The sequence below is a fragment of the Sphingobium jiangsuense genome (assembly GCF_014196495.1).
GTDB lineage: Bacteria > Pseudomonadota > Alphaproteobacteria > Sphingomonadales > Sphingomonadaceae > Sphingobium > Sphingobium jiangsuense.
Window position 1 is genome coordinate 114676 of record NZ_JACIDT010000006.1, and the last position, 16262, is coordinate 130937.

Genomic DNA, 16262 nt, shown 5'->3' on the forward strand with positions numbered 1-16262 from the left:
AGTTAATCTTTGCGATGAGGCGGAATGCCGGTTTTCCGCCCTTAATCGCCCATCGCGCTGGTGTCCACCGGGGCAAGGCCGATGGCGATCGAGGCGCGCAGATGCTCGTCCTCGGTCGAGGTCACCGGATAGGCGCAATAGTCCGCTGCATACCAGGCGCTGGGGCGGTGGTTGCCGGAAAGGCCGACGCCGCCGAACGGGGCGTTGGAAGGCGCGCCGTTGGTCGGGCGGTTCCAGTTGATGACGCCCGCGCGCACCTGCGCCCAGAATTGCTCATAGTGCTCCGGCCCGCCGCCCACCAGCGCGGCGGACAGGCCGTAGCGGGTGGCGTTGCAGGCAAGGATGCCCTCGTCGAAATCGCCGACCTGCACGATCTGGAGCAGCGGGCCGAACAGCTCCATGTCGGGCCGCTCCGTCGCCATGGTCATGTCGATGATCGCGGGCGAGAGGAAGGGCAGGTCGCCATGGGGGCGCTTCAGGTGGAGCACGGGCCGCCCGCCCGCCTCCAGCAACGAGAGGAATCCTTCGGTCAGCCCGTCCGCCGCGCGGCCGTCTATCACCGGGCCCATGAACGGGGCAGGGCTGGCATGGGGATGATCGACGATGAGCCGGGCGGTGAGCTTCTTCAGTTCCGCGATGATCGGGGAGGCGAGGGCGTCGCGCACGATCAGCCGCCGCGCGCAGGTGCAGCGCTGCCCCGCCGACAGGAAAGCCGACTGGACGATCAGCGCCGCCGCGCTGGCCAGATCGGGCGTGTCCCAGAGCAGGATCGGGTTGTTGCCGCCCATTTCCAGCGCGACGATCTTGTCCGGCCGGTCGGCCAGCGCCCGGTTGATCGCGATGCCGGTGCGGGCCGAGCCGGTGAAGAGAACGCCGTCGACCAGCGGATGCCCGACCAGCGCCTGCCCCTGTTCCGGCCCGCCGAGGACGAGCCGCACGACATCCTCCGGCACGCCCGCCTCATGATAGCAGGCGACCAGCATCCCGGCGGTGGCGGGAGTCTTCTCGGAGGGCTTGAACAGCACGGCGTTGCCCGCGATCAGCGCCGGGACGATATGCCCGTTGGGCAGATGGGCGGGGAAATTATAGGGGCCGAGCACCGCCAGCACGCCATGGGGCTTGTGCCGCAAATTCTGCCGCGCGCCCAGCGCGCCTTCGAGGCTGCGCTGGCCGGTCCGTTCCGAATAGGCGGCGATCGAGATTTCGACCTTGTTGATGACGGCGCCGACCTCGGTGCGGGCTTCCCACAGGGGCTTGCCGGTTTCGCGGGCGATCAGGTCGGCGAACGCCTCTTCCTTCGACCGCACGACATTGGCGAACCGGCGCAGCGTTTCCATGCGGAAGGAAACCGGCCGCGCTGCCCAGTGCGCCCATGCCGCCGCCGCGCGCTCCGCTTCCCGGTCGACGTCATGCGTGGCGCCTTCCCACAGCAGGGCGCCGGTGGCCGGTTCGAAGGACTTGAGCGTTTCAACCATCGCCGGCGATAATGCCTTATTCCGCAGGGCTTTGGAAGGCGGCGGGGGCATATTCATGCGCCTCCCGCATCGACCGGATCGCCGCCACCTTGTCGTGGAGCGGCTGCCAGTCGTCCCGCTGCGCGATGGCGTCCCAGATCGTCTCCACCTCGTCGATATGCATGGAGCAGGGGCCGGGGCCATGCCAATAGGGATGACGCGTCGCGCCCTCATCCGCCAGCCCGTCGAGAGCCTTGCGAAACGAGTCCCAATGCTCGCCCGCATAGCCCTCGTCGCGCAAAGTTCCGCCGCGCCAGTCGAAGAAGAAGCGGTCGATCGTCACCCGGTCCGCGACCATCGCCTGAACGCCCTGCTGGATCAGCGCCGCCGCCCGCTCCTCACCGGGCCAGCCGATGCCGAGCCGCCAGCAGAAGCGCCTGCGCATCGCGTCGGCGTACAGGTCCGGGAAACGCTCCAGCGCGGCGACCAGCGGCTCGCTCTCCGCAAGCTCGCGCAGCGAGATCGCCAGCTGGGCGACGTCCCAATGGATCGCCTCGGCCTGCCGACCGAAGGCGTAGAGGCCCTGATGGTCGAAATAGGCGGCGGTGAAACCCGGTTCCCAATAGGGGGTGAAGCGCCACGGACCGTAATCGAAGCTCTCGCCCGTCACGTTGATATTGTCGCTGTTGAGCACGCCATGGACGAAGCCGGCGATCATGTAGCTGGCAGCGAGGTCGGCGGTGCGCTCGACCACCAGATTGAGCAGCTGGCTCGCCGGGTCGGCTTCCGGCTCCACCCGGTAGAGGCGGGTCAGCGCATAATCGGTGAGCGCGCGCAGCAGCGGCTCGTCGCGCAGGAACGCCGCGCGCTGGAAGCTGCCGATGCGGATATGCGAATGGCTCAGCCGCACCAGCACGCAGGAGCGGGTGGGGGACGGCTCGTCGCCGCGATGCAGCGCCTCGCCGGTCTCGACGACGGAGAAGGTCTTCGACGTCGCGACGCCCAGCGCCTCCAGCATCTCGGTGGCGAGGATTTCCCGCACCCCGCCTTTCAGCGTCAACCGCCCGTCACCGAAGCGGCTATAGGGCGTCTGGCCCGATCCCTTGGTGCCGAGGTCCATCAGACGACCCGCCCCGTCGCGCATCTGGGCGAAGAGGAAGCCGCGTCCGTCGCCGATCTCCGGGTTGTAGACGCGGAACTGATGGCCGTGATAGCGCAGCGCCAGCGGCTGTTCGAGGGAGCCGGGCAGCGGCGCGAACCTGCCGAAATGCTCGATCCACGCCGCATCGTCCAGCCCGTCGAGGCCGACGCTCGCCGCCCAGCGGTCGTTGCGGAAGCGCAGCACATGCTGCGGAAACCGGGCCGGGGCGACCGGATCGGCGAGGCCGGGCACGGACATTATGTCGGTGGCGGGCGTGAATTTGGTGGCTTGCGGGGTCAGGATCATGCGGCAATATGGGGGCATGATAGCGGGAGGATCAAGCATGACGGAACAGGCCGACGCAAATTGGGTCGATGGATATTGGTGGTCCAACGACGGTTTGCGCCTGCATTATCGCGATTATCCCGCCTTGCCGGAGCATGCCGACCGCCCGGTGCTGCTCTGCCTGCCGGGCCTGACCCGCAACGCCCGCGATTATGAGGCGCTGGCGCGACGGCATGCCGGGGAATGGCGCGTGATCTGCCCGGAAATGCGCGGACGGGCGGAGAGCGCCTATGCCAAGGACCCGATGACCTATGTGCCGCTGACCTATGTGCAGGATGTGGAGCGGCTGCTCACCGATCTGGGCCAGCCGCGCTTCGTCGCCATCGGCACCTCGCTGGGCGGCATCATGACGATGATTATGGCGCCGACGCATCAGGACAGGCTGGCGGGCGCGGTGCTCAACGATATCGGGCCGGAAATCGAGGCGGCCGGGCTGGATCGCATCCGGGGCTATGTCGGCTCCGGCAGCAATCATCCGACCTGGGTGCACGCGGCGCGGGCGCTGGCCGAAAATCAGGGCGCGGCCTTCCCCGATTACGGGCTGGAGGACTGGCTGGGCATGGCCAAGCGGCTCTTCCGCCTCAACAATAACGGCCGGGTGGTGCTGGATTACGACATGCGCATCGCCGAGCCGCTGCGCATTCCCGGCGGCGAGGCTGGCGTCGACCTCTGGCCGCTGATGGCCGCTTTCCGATCCATCCCCACGCTGATCCTGCGCGGAGAGCTGTCCGACCTGATGAGCGAGGCGACGGCGGAACGGATGAAGGCGGAGATCGGCGAGGAGGCGGAACTGGTGACGGTGGCGCGCGTCGGCCATGCCCCGACCCTGAACGAGCCGGAGGCGGTGGCGGCGATCGATCGCCTGCTCGCGCGGGTGGCCGCGCGTGGCTGACGGCAGACCGTCGATTCTCCATAGGCCGTCGATCCTCCATCTTCACAGCGGTTTCGATCTGGGTGGCAAGGAAGCGCGCGCCGTCCGTCTGATGAACCTGTGGGGCGGGCGCGCGCGGCACAGCATCATCAGCGCCGATCCCGATGCGCTGGGCGCGGCGAAGGCGATCGCGCCGGATGTGGAGTGCGATTTTCCCCATGACCTGCTGCCCCCGCTCCACGGCCTGCCGGAGCCGCACCGCTACTGGCGCTGGGCGCAGGTGATGCGGCGCTTCGATCTGGTGCTGAGCTATAATTGGGGGTCGATGGACGGGGTGATGGCGCATCGCCTCTTTTCTCCCTTCATGGCGCTGCCGCCGCTGATCCATCATGAGGACGGCTTCAACGCCGACGAGGCCGAGCGGCTGAAACCCAAGCGCAACCATTTCCGCCGGCTGGCGCTGGCCCGCGCCCATGCGCTGGTGGTGCCCTCGCAGCGGTTGCAAGGGATTGCGCGCGCCGTCTGGCGCCAGCCGGAGAAGCGGCTTCACATGATCGCCAACGGCATCGACGTGGACGACTATGCGCGACCGCCCGCACCCGACGCGATCCCCGGCTTCGTCCGCTCCCCCGGCAAGCTGGTCGTCGGCACGCTCGCCGGGCTGCGCGCGGTGAAGAACCTGCCCCGGCTGGTACGCGCGGTTGCGCCGCATCGCGACCGGCTGCACCTGGTGATCGTCGGCGAAGGGCCGGAACGCGGCGCGATTCTGGAGCAGGCGCGGGCGCTGGGCGTCGAGGATATTTATCTGCCCGGTTTCCTGCCCGACCCCTCGCATTATGTCGGCCTTTTCGATATATTCGCCCTGTCGTCGGACAGCGAGCAATTCCCCATCTCGCTGGTCGAGGCGATGGCCGCCGGATTGCCGGTCGTCTCCACCGATGTCGGCGATGTGCGATCGATGGTCGCGGACGCCAATCGCGATCATATCGTGCCGGTGGGCGACGAGGCGGCGATGGCCGATGCCTTCGCGCGGCTGCTGGCCGATGAGGGGCTGCGCGCCCGCATCGGCGAGGAGAACCGGCGCAAGGCACGGGCCGACTATCGCGAGGCGGACATGGTTCGCCGCTATGCCGCGCTTTACGAAGGCGCGATGGGACGGCCGGGCGCGCTGTCAGGCAGCTGACGCGGCCGGATCGACACTATCCGGCGGCGGCATGCGCGATTTTCCATGCGCGGCGCTGAAAACTTGCTATAGGCGGCGATTGGCAGGGGTGTTACGACTGTTAGGAGTGCAAATGACGTTCAAGGGGGTAAAACCCATCAACTATGGCGGTCGCGAGGTCTGGCCGCTGGTCGAGGGTGGAAAGGGGGTCGCGGTTTCCAACCACGCCAGTTCCGGCGCATGGGCCGCGGCGGGCGGCATCGGCACGGTTTCGGCCGTCAACGCCGACAGCTATGACGCCTTCGGCAACCCCATCCCGCAAATCTATTCCGGCCGCACCCGGCGTGACCGTCATGAGGAACTGGTCGCCTACGGCATCGAAGGCGCGGTCGAACAGGTGAAGCGCGCGTTCGAGATCGCCGGGGGCAAGGGCGCGATCAACATCAACGTGCTGTGGGAAATGGGCGGCGCGCAGCGGGTGCTGCACGGCGTGCTGGAACGCACGCGCGGCATGGTCGCGGGCGTGACCTGCGGCGCGGGCATGCCCTACAAGCTTTCCGAGATCGCAGCGCATTATGGCGTGCATTATCTCCCCATCGTCAGCTCCGGCCGTGCCTTCCGCGCGCTGTGGAAGCGCGCCTATTCCAAGGCCGCCGAATGGCTGGCGGCGGTGGTTTATGAGGATCCGTGGCTGGCGGGCGGGCATAACGGCCTGTCCAATGCCGAGGATCCGCTGAAGCCGGAGGATCCCTATCCCCGCGTCAAGGCGCTGCGCGACACGATGCGCGAAGGCGGCATTTCCGACGAGGTGCCGATCGTGATGGCAGGCGGCGTCTGGTATCTGCGCGACTGGAACGACTGGATCGACAATCCGGAGCTGGGGGCGATCGCCTTTCAGTTCGGCACGCGTCCGCTGCTGACGCAGGAAAGCCCAATCCCGCAGCAGTGGAAGGACAAGCTGACCCAGTTGGATGAAGGGGATATCCTGCTTCATCGCTTTTCGCCGACCGGTTTCTATTCCTCCGCCGTGCGGAATCCCTTCCTGCGCAATCTGGAGGCCCGGTCCGAGCGGCAGATCGCGTTCAGCCTGGAACAGGCGGGCGACCACACGCACCAGCTCGACGTGGGCGTGCGCGGCAAGAATTTCTGGGTGACGCGCGGCGACCTGATCCGCGCGCGCGAATGGGTGGGGCAGGGCTTCACCAGCGCGCTCAAGACGCCGGACAATACGCTGGTGTTCGTGACGGAAGAGGAAAAGGCGATCATCCGCAAGGATCAGGCCGATTGCATGGGCTGCCTGTCGCAATGCTCCTTCTCCAGCTGGATGGACAGCGAGACGAACTCGACCGGCCGCCTGGCGGATCCGCGCAGCTTCTGCATTCAGAAGACGTTGCAGGACATCGCCCATGGCGGCGACCCGGAACAGAACCTGATGTTCGCGGGCCACGGCGCCTATCAGTTCAAGAAGGATCCCTTCTATTCCAACGGCTTCGTGCCTACGGTGAAGCAGCTTGTGGATCGTATCCTGACCGGCGATTGAGGCCGGTCGAAACGAGGACTATGCGACGGGGGCGGCTTCGGCTGCGCCCGTTTTGCTTGTCTCGCTCGTCACCCCGGCGCAGGCTGGGGCCGCAGGCCATGTTGCGCGCCGCCTCAGCAGATGCCAGCCTGCGCTGGCATGACGTAATAGGGATGGTGGATTGGTGGGGATGGCTGCCATTCTCCCATATCCGTTCGCCCTTAGCTTGTCGAAGGACTGTCTTTCCTTTCAGGTCAAGGAAGTACAGGGCTTCGACAAGCTCAGCCCGAATGGTTCCTCCATATCTGCGAAGGTGCGGAGCGCTCAGCCCTGGCGCAACCGCAGGTCGGCCCAGATCGGCAGATGGTCGGAGGCCCTGCGCGCCAGCAGGCTGGCGTGCACGCCCGAATCCAGCAGTTCGATCCGCTCGTTCACCATGATCCGGTCGAGCCGCCCGACCGGCCGCCGCGACGGGAAGCTCTGGCCGCAGGGCGCGAAGTCGAAATGCCGCTCGAAATCGACGAGGCAGCCGCCGCTGGCCCGCCATTCGTTGAGATCGCCCGCCATCAGCGTCGGCATCGGGTCCGCCCCGGCATAGCTGTTGAGCAGCGCATGGGCCTGCCGCCGCCGCCACAGGCCCGACAGGTCGAGATGCATGCCGTAGAGGCGCAGCGCATGGCCGCCGGGAAACTCGACCTCCGCCACCACCGCCCCGCGCGGCTCCAGATAGGGCAGGTGGATGATGTCGCTCATGTGGATGGTCGCGGACTTGCGCACCAGGATGCTGTTGCCGTGCCAGCCGATGCTGTCCGTCTGCACGTTGAGCGGCGCGACATGATAATCGCTGTGCCGCTCGATCAGATGCGGGGGCAGCACCGCCTCGCGCGGGCCGAAGCGCCGGTCGGCCTCTTGCAGCGCGATGATGTCGGCATCGATTTCGGCCAGCACCGCCAATATGCGTTCGGGGTTGCGGCGGCGATCCGTTCCGACGCCCTTGTGGATGTTGTAGCTGGCGACGCGCACGCAGAGATCCGGCATGGGGCGTTCATGCCGCAATGCCGCACGGCTTTCCAGCCCTGTTGGGACGGCCTTTGCGATTTGCCCTTCAAATTGGCTTGATGTTCTCTCTATGTTCTGCAAGATGGGCCGATGGCGAAGGCGAAGAAAAAATTTGTGTGCCAGCAATGCGGCGCGGCATCGCCCCGGTGGCAGGGGCAGTGCGACGATTGCGGCGGCTGGAACACGCTGGCGGAGGAAGCGCCGGAGAGCGTCTTTTCCGCGCGGCACGACCTGCAAAGCGGCGGGCGGGCGCTGGTGCTGAGCAGCCTCGACAGCGTGACCGCGCTGCCCGACCGGGAAAGCACCGGCATCGCGGAGTTCGACCGGGCGCTGGGCGGCGGCCTCGTGACGGGCAGCGCGACGCTGATCGGCGGCGATCCGGGCATCGGCAAGTCGACGCTGTTGTTGCAGGCGGCGGCCTCGATCGCGCGGCGGGGGCTTTCCGTCGCCTATATCAGCGGCGAGGAGGCGTCCGATCAGGTGCGGCTGCGCGCGCGGCGGCTGGGGCTGGGCGATGCGCCGGTGCAACTGGCGAGCGCCACCTCGGTGCGCGACATATTGACGACGCTGGGCCGGGGCGAGGCGCCGGATTTCCTCATCATCGATTCGATCCAGACGATGCACAGCGACCTCATCGAAAGCGCGCCCGGCACGGTCAGCCAGGTGCGGGCGAGTGCGCAGGAACTGATCCGCTTCGCCAAGGAGCAGGGCACCGCGCTGGTGATGGTCGGCCATGTGACCAAGGACGGCAGCATCGCGGGGCCCCGCGTGCTGGAGCATATGGTCGATACGGTACTGAGCTTCGAGGGCGAGCGCAGCCACCAATATCGCATCCTGCGGGCGATCAAGAACCGCTTCGGCGGCACGGACGAGATCGGCGTGTTCGCGATGGCCGAAGAGGGGCTGGAGGAAGTCGCCAACCCCTCCTCGCTGTTCCTGACCGACCGGGCCGAAAGCGTGACCGGGGCGACGGTGTTCCCGGCGCTGGAGGGCACGCGGCCGGTGCTGGTCGAGATACAGGCGCTGACCGTGCGGCTGGCCAGCGGTGCGACGCCCCGCCGCGCGGTCGTCGGCTGGGACAGCGGGCGGCTGGCGATGATCCTTGCCGTGCTGGAGGCGCGCTGTGCCATCAGCTTCGCCAATTGCGAGGTCTATCTGAACGTCGCGGGCGGTTATCGCATCGCCGATCCCGCCGCCGATCTGGCGGTCGCCGCCGCGCTGATTTCCGCGCTGGCCGAGCGGCCCGTGCCGGGCGGGGCGATCTTCTTCGGCGAGGTCGCGCTGTCGGGCGAGATCAGGCCGGTCGCCCATTCGCCGCTGCGCCTGCGCGAGGCCGCCAAGCTGGGCTTCGGCACCGCCTCCGTACCGGCCAATCTGGCAGGCGAGGCGGCGGGCATGGACCTGCGCGGCTATCGCACCCTGTCGCAATATGTCGACCATGTGCTCGGCCGGGGCTGACCGGCCTTGTTTTTCGACCTTGGCAAGTCGTCGGATGTTCCCTCTGGCCTCAAAATGCTCTAGCGCGACGTCATGAATTCATTGGACATGGCGCTGCTGCTGCTGACCGGAGGGATGGCCGTTTTCGGCTTCCTGCGCGGATTCGTCGAGGAATTGCTGGTGCTGCTCGCCTGGGTGCTGGCTGTGGTGGCGGTGCGCCTGTTCCTGGCGCCGATGTCCGATCTGGCGGGCATCTGGGTCGGCGCGGGGGCGGCGGCGGAAATTCTCGCTTTTGCGGGTCTGTTCATCGTCACCTTCGTCGTGGGCAAGCTTGTCGCCCGGCGCGCGGGGCGGGGCATGCGGACGTCGGTGCTGGGCCCGGTCGACCGCCTGTTGGGCGCGGGCTTCGGCGTGCTCAAGGGCATATTGGTGGCGACGGTGCTGTTCCTCGCCTTCACCCTTGCCTATAATCTCGTCTACACGGTGAACGCCAAGCGCCCGGACTGGATGACGGAGGCGCGCAGCTATCCCCTGCTCAAGGCCAGCGGCGACGCGATGAGCCGTCTGGTGAACGAGCGCACCGATGGCGCGCAGGCTGGCATCGTTCGAGGCGAGGTTCCACGCTATCGACGACGATCCCAGCCTGCGCTGGGATGACGGAGTGGGAGGGATGCCTCAGCTTGCAGGCGGGTGCACTTTTTCCATTGCCGCCCCTTTCCCTGAAGCCCGCGACCGCTTAGGTCTGGTTCATGTCCTCCGCCCTTTATAACCGGGAAATATTGCGGCTCGCGGCGTCGATCCCGCACCATCATCGCCTCGACCAGCCCGACGCCAGCGCCGACAGGCGCTCGCCCACCTGCGGCAGCCGGGTGATCGCCGATGTGCGCGTCGATGCGGACGGACGGATCAGCGCCCTCGGCCTCGACGTGCGCGCCTGCGCGCTGGGACAGGCTTCGGCTTCGCTGATGGCCGCGCATGCGATCGGGCGCACCGCCGAAGAGGTACGGCAGGCGGGTGAGCGGCTGCGCGCGTGGCTCGCCGATCCGGCGGGCGGCGAAGAGGCCGCTTTCTGGCCGGGCCTGTCGGTCTTTGCCGCCGCCCGCGCCTATCCGGCGCGTCATCCCTCCATCCTGTTGTCGTTCGAGGCGGTAGGCGAGGCGGCGGGCGAGGCGGCGGGGCAGGCTGGCGCGCGCGCCGTTTCCGGCAACGACAAGGGGAGCCTGCGCGCATGAGCGGCTGGCAGGAGCTGATGCCGGTGCATCATGCCCCCATCACGCCAACCGACCTGCTGCTGGACGAAGGTTTCATCCTTCTGGGCTTCGCGACCTTCTTCGTGCTGCTGTTCCGCAGGCTGGGGCTGGGCGCGGTGCTGGGCTATCTGGTCGCGGGCGCGCTGGTCGGGCCGCAGGTGCTGGGGCTGGTCGGCGGCGGGCAGACGAAGCTCGACATCGCCGAAATCGGCATCGTGCTGCTGATGTTCATCATCGGGCTGGAACTCAACCCCGCCCGGCTGTGGCGGCTGAAGCGCGACATCTTCGCGCTGGGGCTGGCGCAGGTGGTGCTGTCCGGCGTGGCGCTCGCGACGATCATCTATTACGGCACCGCCTTCTCGACGGGCGCGGCCATCGCGCTCGGCCTGCCGCTGGCGCTTTCCTCCACCGCGCAGGTGCTGCCGGGCCTCAAGAACAGCGGGCGCATCAACTCGCCCTTCGGCGAAAAGGCCTTTTCGATCCTGCTGTTTCAGGATCTGTCCATCGTCCCCCTGATCACCATCGTCGCCGCGCTGTCGCGCAATCCCGCCGATGCCGGAGGGCCGCCGGGCTGGCTGCTCGTCCTCTACACCATCGGCGCGATCGGCGGGCTGGGGCTGGCGGGCCGCTTCATCCTGAGGCCGGTGCTGCAACTGGTCGGCACCATGGGCGAGCGGGAGCTGTTCGTGGTCGTCGGCCTGTTCACGGTGATCGCCAGCGCGCTGCTGATGCATTCGCTGGGGCTGTCGACGGCGCTGGGCGCGTTCGTCGCGGGCGTGCTGCTGGCCGATTCGCCCTACCGGCACGAGATCGAATCCGATATCGAGCCGTTCCGCTCGATCCTGCTGGGGCTGTTTTTCCTCGCGGTCGGCATGGTGCTGGATATCCGGGCGGTGCTGGCCAATCCGTTGTTCGTGCTGTCGATGGCGCTGCTGGTGGTCGCGGTGAAGGTGCTGATCCTCTGGGGCCTTGCGATGCTGTTCGGCATGCGCGGCAAGGCGGCGCTGGGCCTCGGCCTGTTGCTGAGCCAGGGCGGCGAGTTCGGCTTCGTGCTGTTCGCCCAGGCGCGCGACGCGCTGCTCATCGCGCCGCAGGCGGCGAGCATGTTCAACGCGGTCGTCACCCTGTCGATGGCGACAACGCCGTTCCTGATGCTGTTCGCCCGCCGCCTCGAATTCGCGCGGCCCTCGGCGGACAGGTTCGAGACGCCGGAGGTCGCGGCGCGCGGCACCGCGATCATCGTCGGCTATGGCCGCTTTGGCCAGACGGTCGCGCAGATGCTGATGGGCCATGGCTTCGCGGTGACGATGATCGACCGCAAGCCCGCGCAGATCCAGCTGAGCGACCAGTTCGACATGAAGGTCTATTATGGCGATGGCACCCGCGTCGAGCTGTTGCGCAGCGCTGGCGCGGACGAGGCGCGGCTGATCGCCTTCTGCATCGACGACCCCGCGCTCGACGCGCCGGTGCTGGAGCATGTGAAGGAAGCCTTCCCCAATGCCGCCATCGTCGTGCGGGTGTTCGACCGGCGGCACATGATCCGCCTGCACGGGATCAATCTGGGTGGCGTCATCCGCGAGCTGTTCGAATCCGCCATCGCCATGGGCCGCCTGTCGATGCAGCTTCTCGGCGTCAAGCCGGAGGAGATCGCCGAGGTCGAGCAGCAATATCGCGAGAACGACCGCACCCGCTTCGAGGTGCAGTTGAAGGAAGGCGATCTGTTCGCGGCGAAGCATCTGATGTATCGCCCTGGGCGGACGATGAATCTGCGCTCGCGCGAGCAAAGCGGGGAAGGGGAATGAGATGGTCGGTTTTCTGGCGGCCTTGAGCGCGGCGCTGGCGATAGCGGCGGGCGCGTTCGGGGCGCATGGGGCCTCCTCGCCGCAGGCGGCGGAATGGCTGCGCACCGGCGGCCTCTATCAGCTGATCCATGCCGTCGCGGCGATCGCGCTGATGCAGGCGGCACGCCCGGCCGCGATGCTGATGCTGGCGGGCGCGGCGATCTTCGCCTTCACCCTCTATGCGATGGCGTTCGGCGCGCCGCGCTGGTTCGGGGCGATCACGCCGATCGGCGGCACGCTGATGATCGTCGGCTGGCTGTGGGCCGCCTGGGGCTATTGGCGCGCCTGACGCTGGTTCAGGCGGCGACCCGTTCCCCGTCGAGGAACGCCTCGACCGCCTTCAGGTCGACCTGCTTGTCGAGATAGGTTTGCCCGATGCCGCGGGCGAGGAGGAAGGGCAGCTTGCCGCCGTCCATCTTCTTGTCGTGCATCATATGCGCCACCAGCGTCGCGCCGTCGGCATCGACCCCGGCATCGCTGAGGCCGGCGGGCAGCCCCGCCGCGCGCAGATGCGCGGTGACGCGCCGCGCGTCCTCGGCCGGGCACAACCCCTGCGCGGCGGAGAAGCGGAAAGCGAGGGCCATCCCGGCCGCCACCGCCTCGCCGTGGAGCAGCCTGTCGCTATAGCCCGTCTCCGCCTCCAGCGCGTGGCCGAAGGTATGGCCGAGGTTGAGCAGCGCCCGGCGGCCGCTGCGCTCTTCCTCATCGTCCGCGACGATCGCCGCCTTGGCGCCGACGCTCTTCTCGATCGCATGGGCGCGCGCCTGCGGGTCGCCCGCCAGCAGCTTGGTGCCATCCTTCTCGCACCAGTCGAAGAAGGCCGCGTCGTCGATCAGGCCATATTTGACGACCTCGGCATAGCCCGCCCGCACCTCGCGCGCGGGCAGGGTGTCGAGGCTGGTGGGGTCGATCAGCACCAGCGAGGGCTGGTGGAAGGCGCCGACGAGGTTCTTGCCCGCCGCCGTGTTGATCGCCGTCTTGCCGCCGACCGAGCTGTCCACCTGCGCCAGCAGCGTGGTGGGCACCTGCACGAACTGGCAGCCGCGCTTCAGGATCGCGGCGGCGAAGCCCACCAGATCGCCGATCACGCCGCCGCCCAGCGCGATCACATGATCGTTGCGCTCGACCTCCAGCGCCAGCAGCCGGTCCATCAGCGAGGAAAGGCCGTCCCAGCTCTTGGTGCCCTCGCCTGCGGGCAGGGTGATGACCTCGGCGGCGACCCCCGCGCCGGTCAGCGCGGCGAGCAGACGCGGCAGCTGGGCGGCGGCGACATGCTCGTCGGTGACGACGACGAGGCGGCCGCCGCGCGCATAGCGGGCGAGCCGCTCGCCCGCGCGGTCCAGCAGGCCGTCCTCGATCACTATGTCATAGCTGCGCGCGCCCAGCGCCACGCTGACGGTGCTCATCGTCCCAATACCTCCATGATGCGGTCTACCGTCTGTTCGTGCGGCCCGGCCCCGCTGCGGATCTTGATCGGGGCCAGCGCATAGACGGGCGTGCGGATGGCGGCGAGCTCGGTCAGCACCTGCCGGGGATCCTTGCCTTGCAGCAGGGGCCGCCCTTCGCGGCGGGACACGCGCTCCACCAATATGTCGATATCCGCGTCGAGCCAGATGGCGATCGCCCGGTCCAGAATCAGCGCGCGCGTCTCCTCGTTCATGAACGCGCCGCCGCCGGTCGCTATGACCTGCTGTCCTTCCTCCATCAGCCGGGCAATGACCCGGCGTTCCCCGTCGCGGAAGCCCGCCTCGCCATAGCGGGCGAAAATCTCCGGGATGGTCATGCCCGCCGCATGCTCGATCTCGTCGTCGGCATCGACGAAAGGCAGGCCGAGCCGCAGGGCGAGGCGGCGCCCGATGGTCGACTTGCCTACCCCCATCATGCCGATCAGCACGATGGGGCGCGGATCGGCGAGCCGGTCGCCGGCTCGCTTGTCGGGGGCTTGAACGGATTTGTTGTTTCGTTGCATGCTGCGCGGGGCTATACAGCGCCGCACGCGGCAGGCAAAAGCGAAATTGCGCGCCGGGCCGCAAGGAAAGTGAAACAGTTCAGGATTTGCCAGCAGCCTTATGAAAATCAAACGCAGCAACAGCATGTTCGAAAGCTCCCGCCGTCGCGGCGGCCCGCGTTTGCCCGTCATCCGTCTGGCGCTGGCGATTCTGGTTCTCGCGATATTGGTGCTGGCATGGCAGCGCGGCGGGGAGCGCCCCGTCACCCCCGTCGAAAAGCCGATTCCCGCCGAGAAACTCGGACAGTAAGCGGCGATGGCAGGGGAAGGCACCGCGCGGCCGGCCGAAGAGGCGGCGGCCGAGGACCGGGCAGGCGGCGCGCCGGGCATCCGGCGTTTGCCTGGGCGGGTACGCTGGCTGGCCGGGGCGGCGGTCGCGCTTCTCTCCCTCGGCGTCGCGGTGCCGCTGGTCGCCGAGCGCGGCCCAACCTCGCTGCTTCCCCCCGGTTTCGGCGACGAACCGGCGGGCGATGAACCTTCGGGCGAGCCGCAGCAGGCGCAGCCTTCGCCTTCCTCGCCGGGATCGCCCGCTGTCCGGCCGAGCCTGCAACTCGATCTCGGCACGGCGGGCGCGCCGCCGGAAGCTGCCGGAAACGCGCAGGAAGCCGTAGCCGTCCCGGAGCTGACGCCGGAAGAGCTGGCCGCGCAGCAGGCCAAATATGACCTTCCCGACCGCGCGCGGCGGTCGCTGGACCGGGTGGGGCCGCTGACCGACCGCACCGGCGGACTGGCCGCCAATGCCTATGGCAGCGAATCCGGGCAATATCTGGTTGCCCTGATGCGCACGGCCAAGGCGCCCTTCGTATCGCGCTGGGCCTCGATCCTGCTGCGCCGCGCGCTGCTGTCCGCCACCGACACGCCCGCCGACATAGAGGGTGCCGACTGGGTGGCCGAGCGCGCCTGGTTGCTGGTGCGGATGGGCGAGGCCGATGCCGCGCGCCTGATGGTGCAGAGCGTCGATGCCGATCAGTACAGCAAGCGCCTCTACGCGGTGGCGATGCAGGCCTATCTGGCCAGCGCCGACCCGGTGGGCCTGTGCCCGATCTATCAGGGTGCGCTGGCGACCAGTTCCTCGCCGAGCTGGCGCATGGCCGAGGCGATCTGCGCCTCCTTCTCCGCCGAGCAGGGCCGGGCGAGCGCGATCCTCAACCAGACGCAGCGCGGCGGCAAGGTGAGCGGCATCGATTACCGGCTGACCGAGAAGATCGTCGGCGCCGGGGCCAATGCGCGCCGGTCGGTGAAGATAGAATGGGACGGCGTCGATCGCCTGACCGCCTGGCGCTTCGGCCTCGCGACCGCCGCCAATGTCGATATCCCCGCCGAGCTGATGCAGGGCGCGGGGCGTCAGGTGTTGGCGTGGCAGGCCATCGCGCCCGCGCTGGCGGTCGAGAAGCGGCTACCCTCGGTAGAGGCGGCCGCGCGTCTCGGCGTGTTTTCCGGCGGGGCGCTGGTCGATTATTATGCGCAGCTCGCCGCCGCCGATGCCGCGCCGGACGGCTTCCGCACGCGCGTGGACCTGTTGCGCAAAGCCTATGGCGCGCCGTCCGCGGGCGAGCGGATAGAGGCGATGCGCGGCTATTGGGGCGAGGCGGGGCATCGTGATCTGGTCGCGATGCTGGCGCTCGCCCGCGCCGCCGCCGCGCTGCCCACGGCGCAGGTCGGCGGGGCGGACGTCTCCAACCTGATCGCCGCGATGCTGAGCGCGGGCTATGACCTGAGCGCGCTGCGCTGGGCCGGGGCGTCCGACGCGCTTGCCGAGGATGAGGGGCTGGACGGCTGGGCGATGCTGGCCGTGGGCGCGCCGCGCGTGGCGGTGAGGATATCGGCCGACCGGGTGCAGTCCTATATCGGCGCCAACGGCGCGCGCGGACGGATGCTGCTCGCCGGGCTGGCCGGGCTGGGCCGGATCGGGCAGCAGGATGCGGCCCGGATCGCCGGGGATGCCGGGGTGAACCTGCAACCGCGCACCCGCTGGGAACAGACGATCGATCGCGCCGCCCGGCGCGGGGAAAAAGCGACGGTCGCGCTGCTCGCCGGGGTCGGCATGCAGGTGTCGGACTGGCGCCGGATGCCGGCGGAGCATCTCTATCACATCGTCGCCGCGCTCCATCGCGTCGGGTTGAACCCGGAGGCGCGGATGATCGCCGCCGAAGCGATCATGCGGAGCTGAGCCGG

The 16262-nt window shown here is 68.4% G+C and carries 15 protein-coding genes; 10 read left to right on the plus strand and 5 right to left on the minus strand.

Translation table 11 applies throughout. From position 1 onward, the window contains the following. Nucleotides 1–41: 41 nt before the first annotated feature. Together astD and GGR43_RS10080 are read right to left on the minus strand one after the other, a co-directional pair. Entirely contained in the window at nucleotides 42–1475 is a 1434-nt protein-coding gene (gene astD / locus GGR43_RS10075) for a succinylglutamate-semialdehyde dehydrogenase (protein WP_188071855.1), read from the minus strand. A gap of 16 nt (nucleotides 1476–1491) precedes the next feature. Next, a complete protein-coding gene (locus GGR43_RS10080; RefSeq protein WP_188071856.1) occupies nucleotides 1492–2901 on the minus strand; it encodes a protein adenylyltransferase SelO family protein in 1410 nt (469 codons plus the stop codon). Between the two features lie 37 nt (nucleotides 2902–2938). On the opposite strand from GGR43_RS10080, the gene GGR43_RS10085 reads away from it, so the two are divergent. From GGR43_RS10085 to GGR43_RS10095, 3 genes are all read left to right on the plus strand, one after another. Then, nucleotides 2939–3832 carry an alpha/beta fold hydrolase gene (locus tag GGR43_RS10085; RefSeq protein ID WP_188071857.1) on the plus strand — a complete coding sequence of 298 codons (894 nt, stop codon included), beginning with the start codon at nucleotides 2939–2941 and terminating at the stop codon, nucleotides 3830–3832. Continuing rightward, nucleotides 3825–4994, plus strand: a complete 1170-nt coding sequence (locus tag GGR43_RS10090; RefSeq protein WP_284277181.1) for a glycosyltransferase — start codon at nucleotides 3825–3827, stop codon at nucleotides 4992–4994. The genes GGR43_RS10085 and GGR43_RS10090 overlap by 8 nt, the downstream gene beginning before the upstream one ends. 112 nt (nucleotides 4995–5106) lie before the next feature. Further along, the gene (locus GGR43_RS10095; RefSeq protein WP_188071858.1) at nucleotides 5107–6513 is read left to right on the plus strand and encodes an NAD(P)H-dependent flavin oxidoreductase; all 1407 of its coding nucleotides are present in this window, start codon (nucleotides 5107–5109) and stop codon (nucleotides 6511–6513) included. Nucleotides 6514–6816: 303 nt separating this feature from the next. Here the strand turns inward: GGR43_RS10095 and GGR43_RS10100 are convergent, their stop codons facing one another. Then, nucleotides 6817–7530: an endonuclease/exonuclease/phosphatase family protein gene (locus GGR43_RS10100; RefSeq protein ID WP_188071859.1), complete on the minus strand. Its 714-nt coding sequence runs from the start codon at nucleotides 7528–7530 to the stop codon at nucleotides 6817–6819. A gap of 111 nt (nucleotides 7531–7641) precedes the next feature. Between GGR43_RS10100 and radA the strand changes: the two genes are divergently transcribed. The 5 genes from radA to GGR43_RS10125 all read left to right on the plus strand — a co-directional run bounded on the left by radA (nucleotide 7642) and on the right by GGR43_RS10125 (nucleotide 12368). After that, nucleotides 7642–9009 carry a DNA repair protein RadA gene (radA, locus tag GGR43_RS10105; protein WP_188071860.1) on the plus strand — a complete coding sequence of 456 codons (1368 nt, stop codon included), beginning with the start codon at nucleotides 7642–7644 and terminating at the stop codon, nucleotides 9007–9009. Between the two features lie 72 nt (nucleotides 9010–9081). Then, nucleotides 9082–9645, plus strand: coding sequence for a CvpA family protein (locus GGR43_RS10110; RefSeq protein ID WP_188071861.1), 564 nt, complete (start codon nucleotides 9082–9084; stop codon nucleotides 9643–9645). Between the two features lie 92 nt (nucleotides 9646–9737). Further along, the gene (locus GGR43_RS10115; RefSeq protein WP_188071862.1) at nucleotides 9738–10220 is read left to right on the plus strand and encodes an iron-sulfur cluster assembly scaffold protein; all 483 of its coding nucleotides are present in this window, start codon (nucleotides 9738–9740) and stop codon (nucleotides 10218–10220) included. 17 nt (nucleotides 10221–10237) lie between these two features. Next, on the plus strand, nucleotides 10238–12040 hold the full coding sequence (locus GGR43_RS10120; protein WP_188071962.1) for a cation:proton antiporter domain-containing protein: 1803 nt from the start codon (nucleotides 10238–10240) through the stop codon (nucleotides 12038–12040). A gap of 1 nt (nucleotide 12041) precedes the next feature. Beyond that, nucleotides 12042–12368: a DUF423 domain-containing protein gene (locus tag GGR43_RS10125; RefSeq protein ID WP_188071863.1), complete on the plus strand. Its 327-nt coding sequence runs from the start codon at nucleotides 12042–12044 to the stop codon at nucleotides 12366–12368. A 7-nt stretch (nucleotides 12369–12375) separates the two neighbouring features. Here GGR43_RS10125 and aroB read toward each other — a convergent pair whose 3' ends face one another. Beyond that, the gene (gene aroB / locus GGR43_RS10130) at nucleotides 12376–13485 is read right to left on the minus strand and encodes a 3-dehydroquinate synthase (protein ID WP_188071864.1); all 1110 of its coding nucleotides are present in this window, start codon (nucleotides 13483–13485) and stop codon (nucleotides 12376–12378) included. Beyond that, entirely contained in the window at nucleotides 13482–14048 is a 567-nt protein-coding gene (locus tag GGR43_RS10135) for a shikimate kinase (protein WP_188071865.1), read from the minus strand. The genes aroB and GGR43_RS10135 overlap by 4 nt, the downstream gene beginning before the upstream one ends. Before the next feature lie 100 nt (nucleotides 14049–14148). Here GGR43_RS10135 and GGR43_RS10140 point away from each other — a divergent pair, with 100 nt between their 5' ends. Next, nucleotides 14149–14337: a hypothetical protein gene (locus tag GGR43_RS10140; protein ID WP_188071866.1), complete on the plus strand. Its 189-nt coding sequence runs from the start codon at nucleotides 14149–14151 to the stop codon at nucleotides 14335–14337. A gap of 78 nt (nucleotides 14338–14415) precedes the next feature. Further along, a complete protein-coding gene (locus GGR43_RS10145) occupies nucleotides 14416–16257 on the plus strand; it encodes a hypothetical protein (protein ID WP_188071963.1) in 1842 nt (613 codons plus the stop codon). Nucleotides 16258–16262 lie beyond the last annotated feature (5 nt).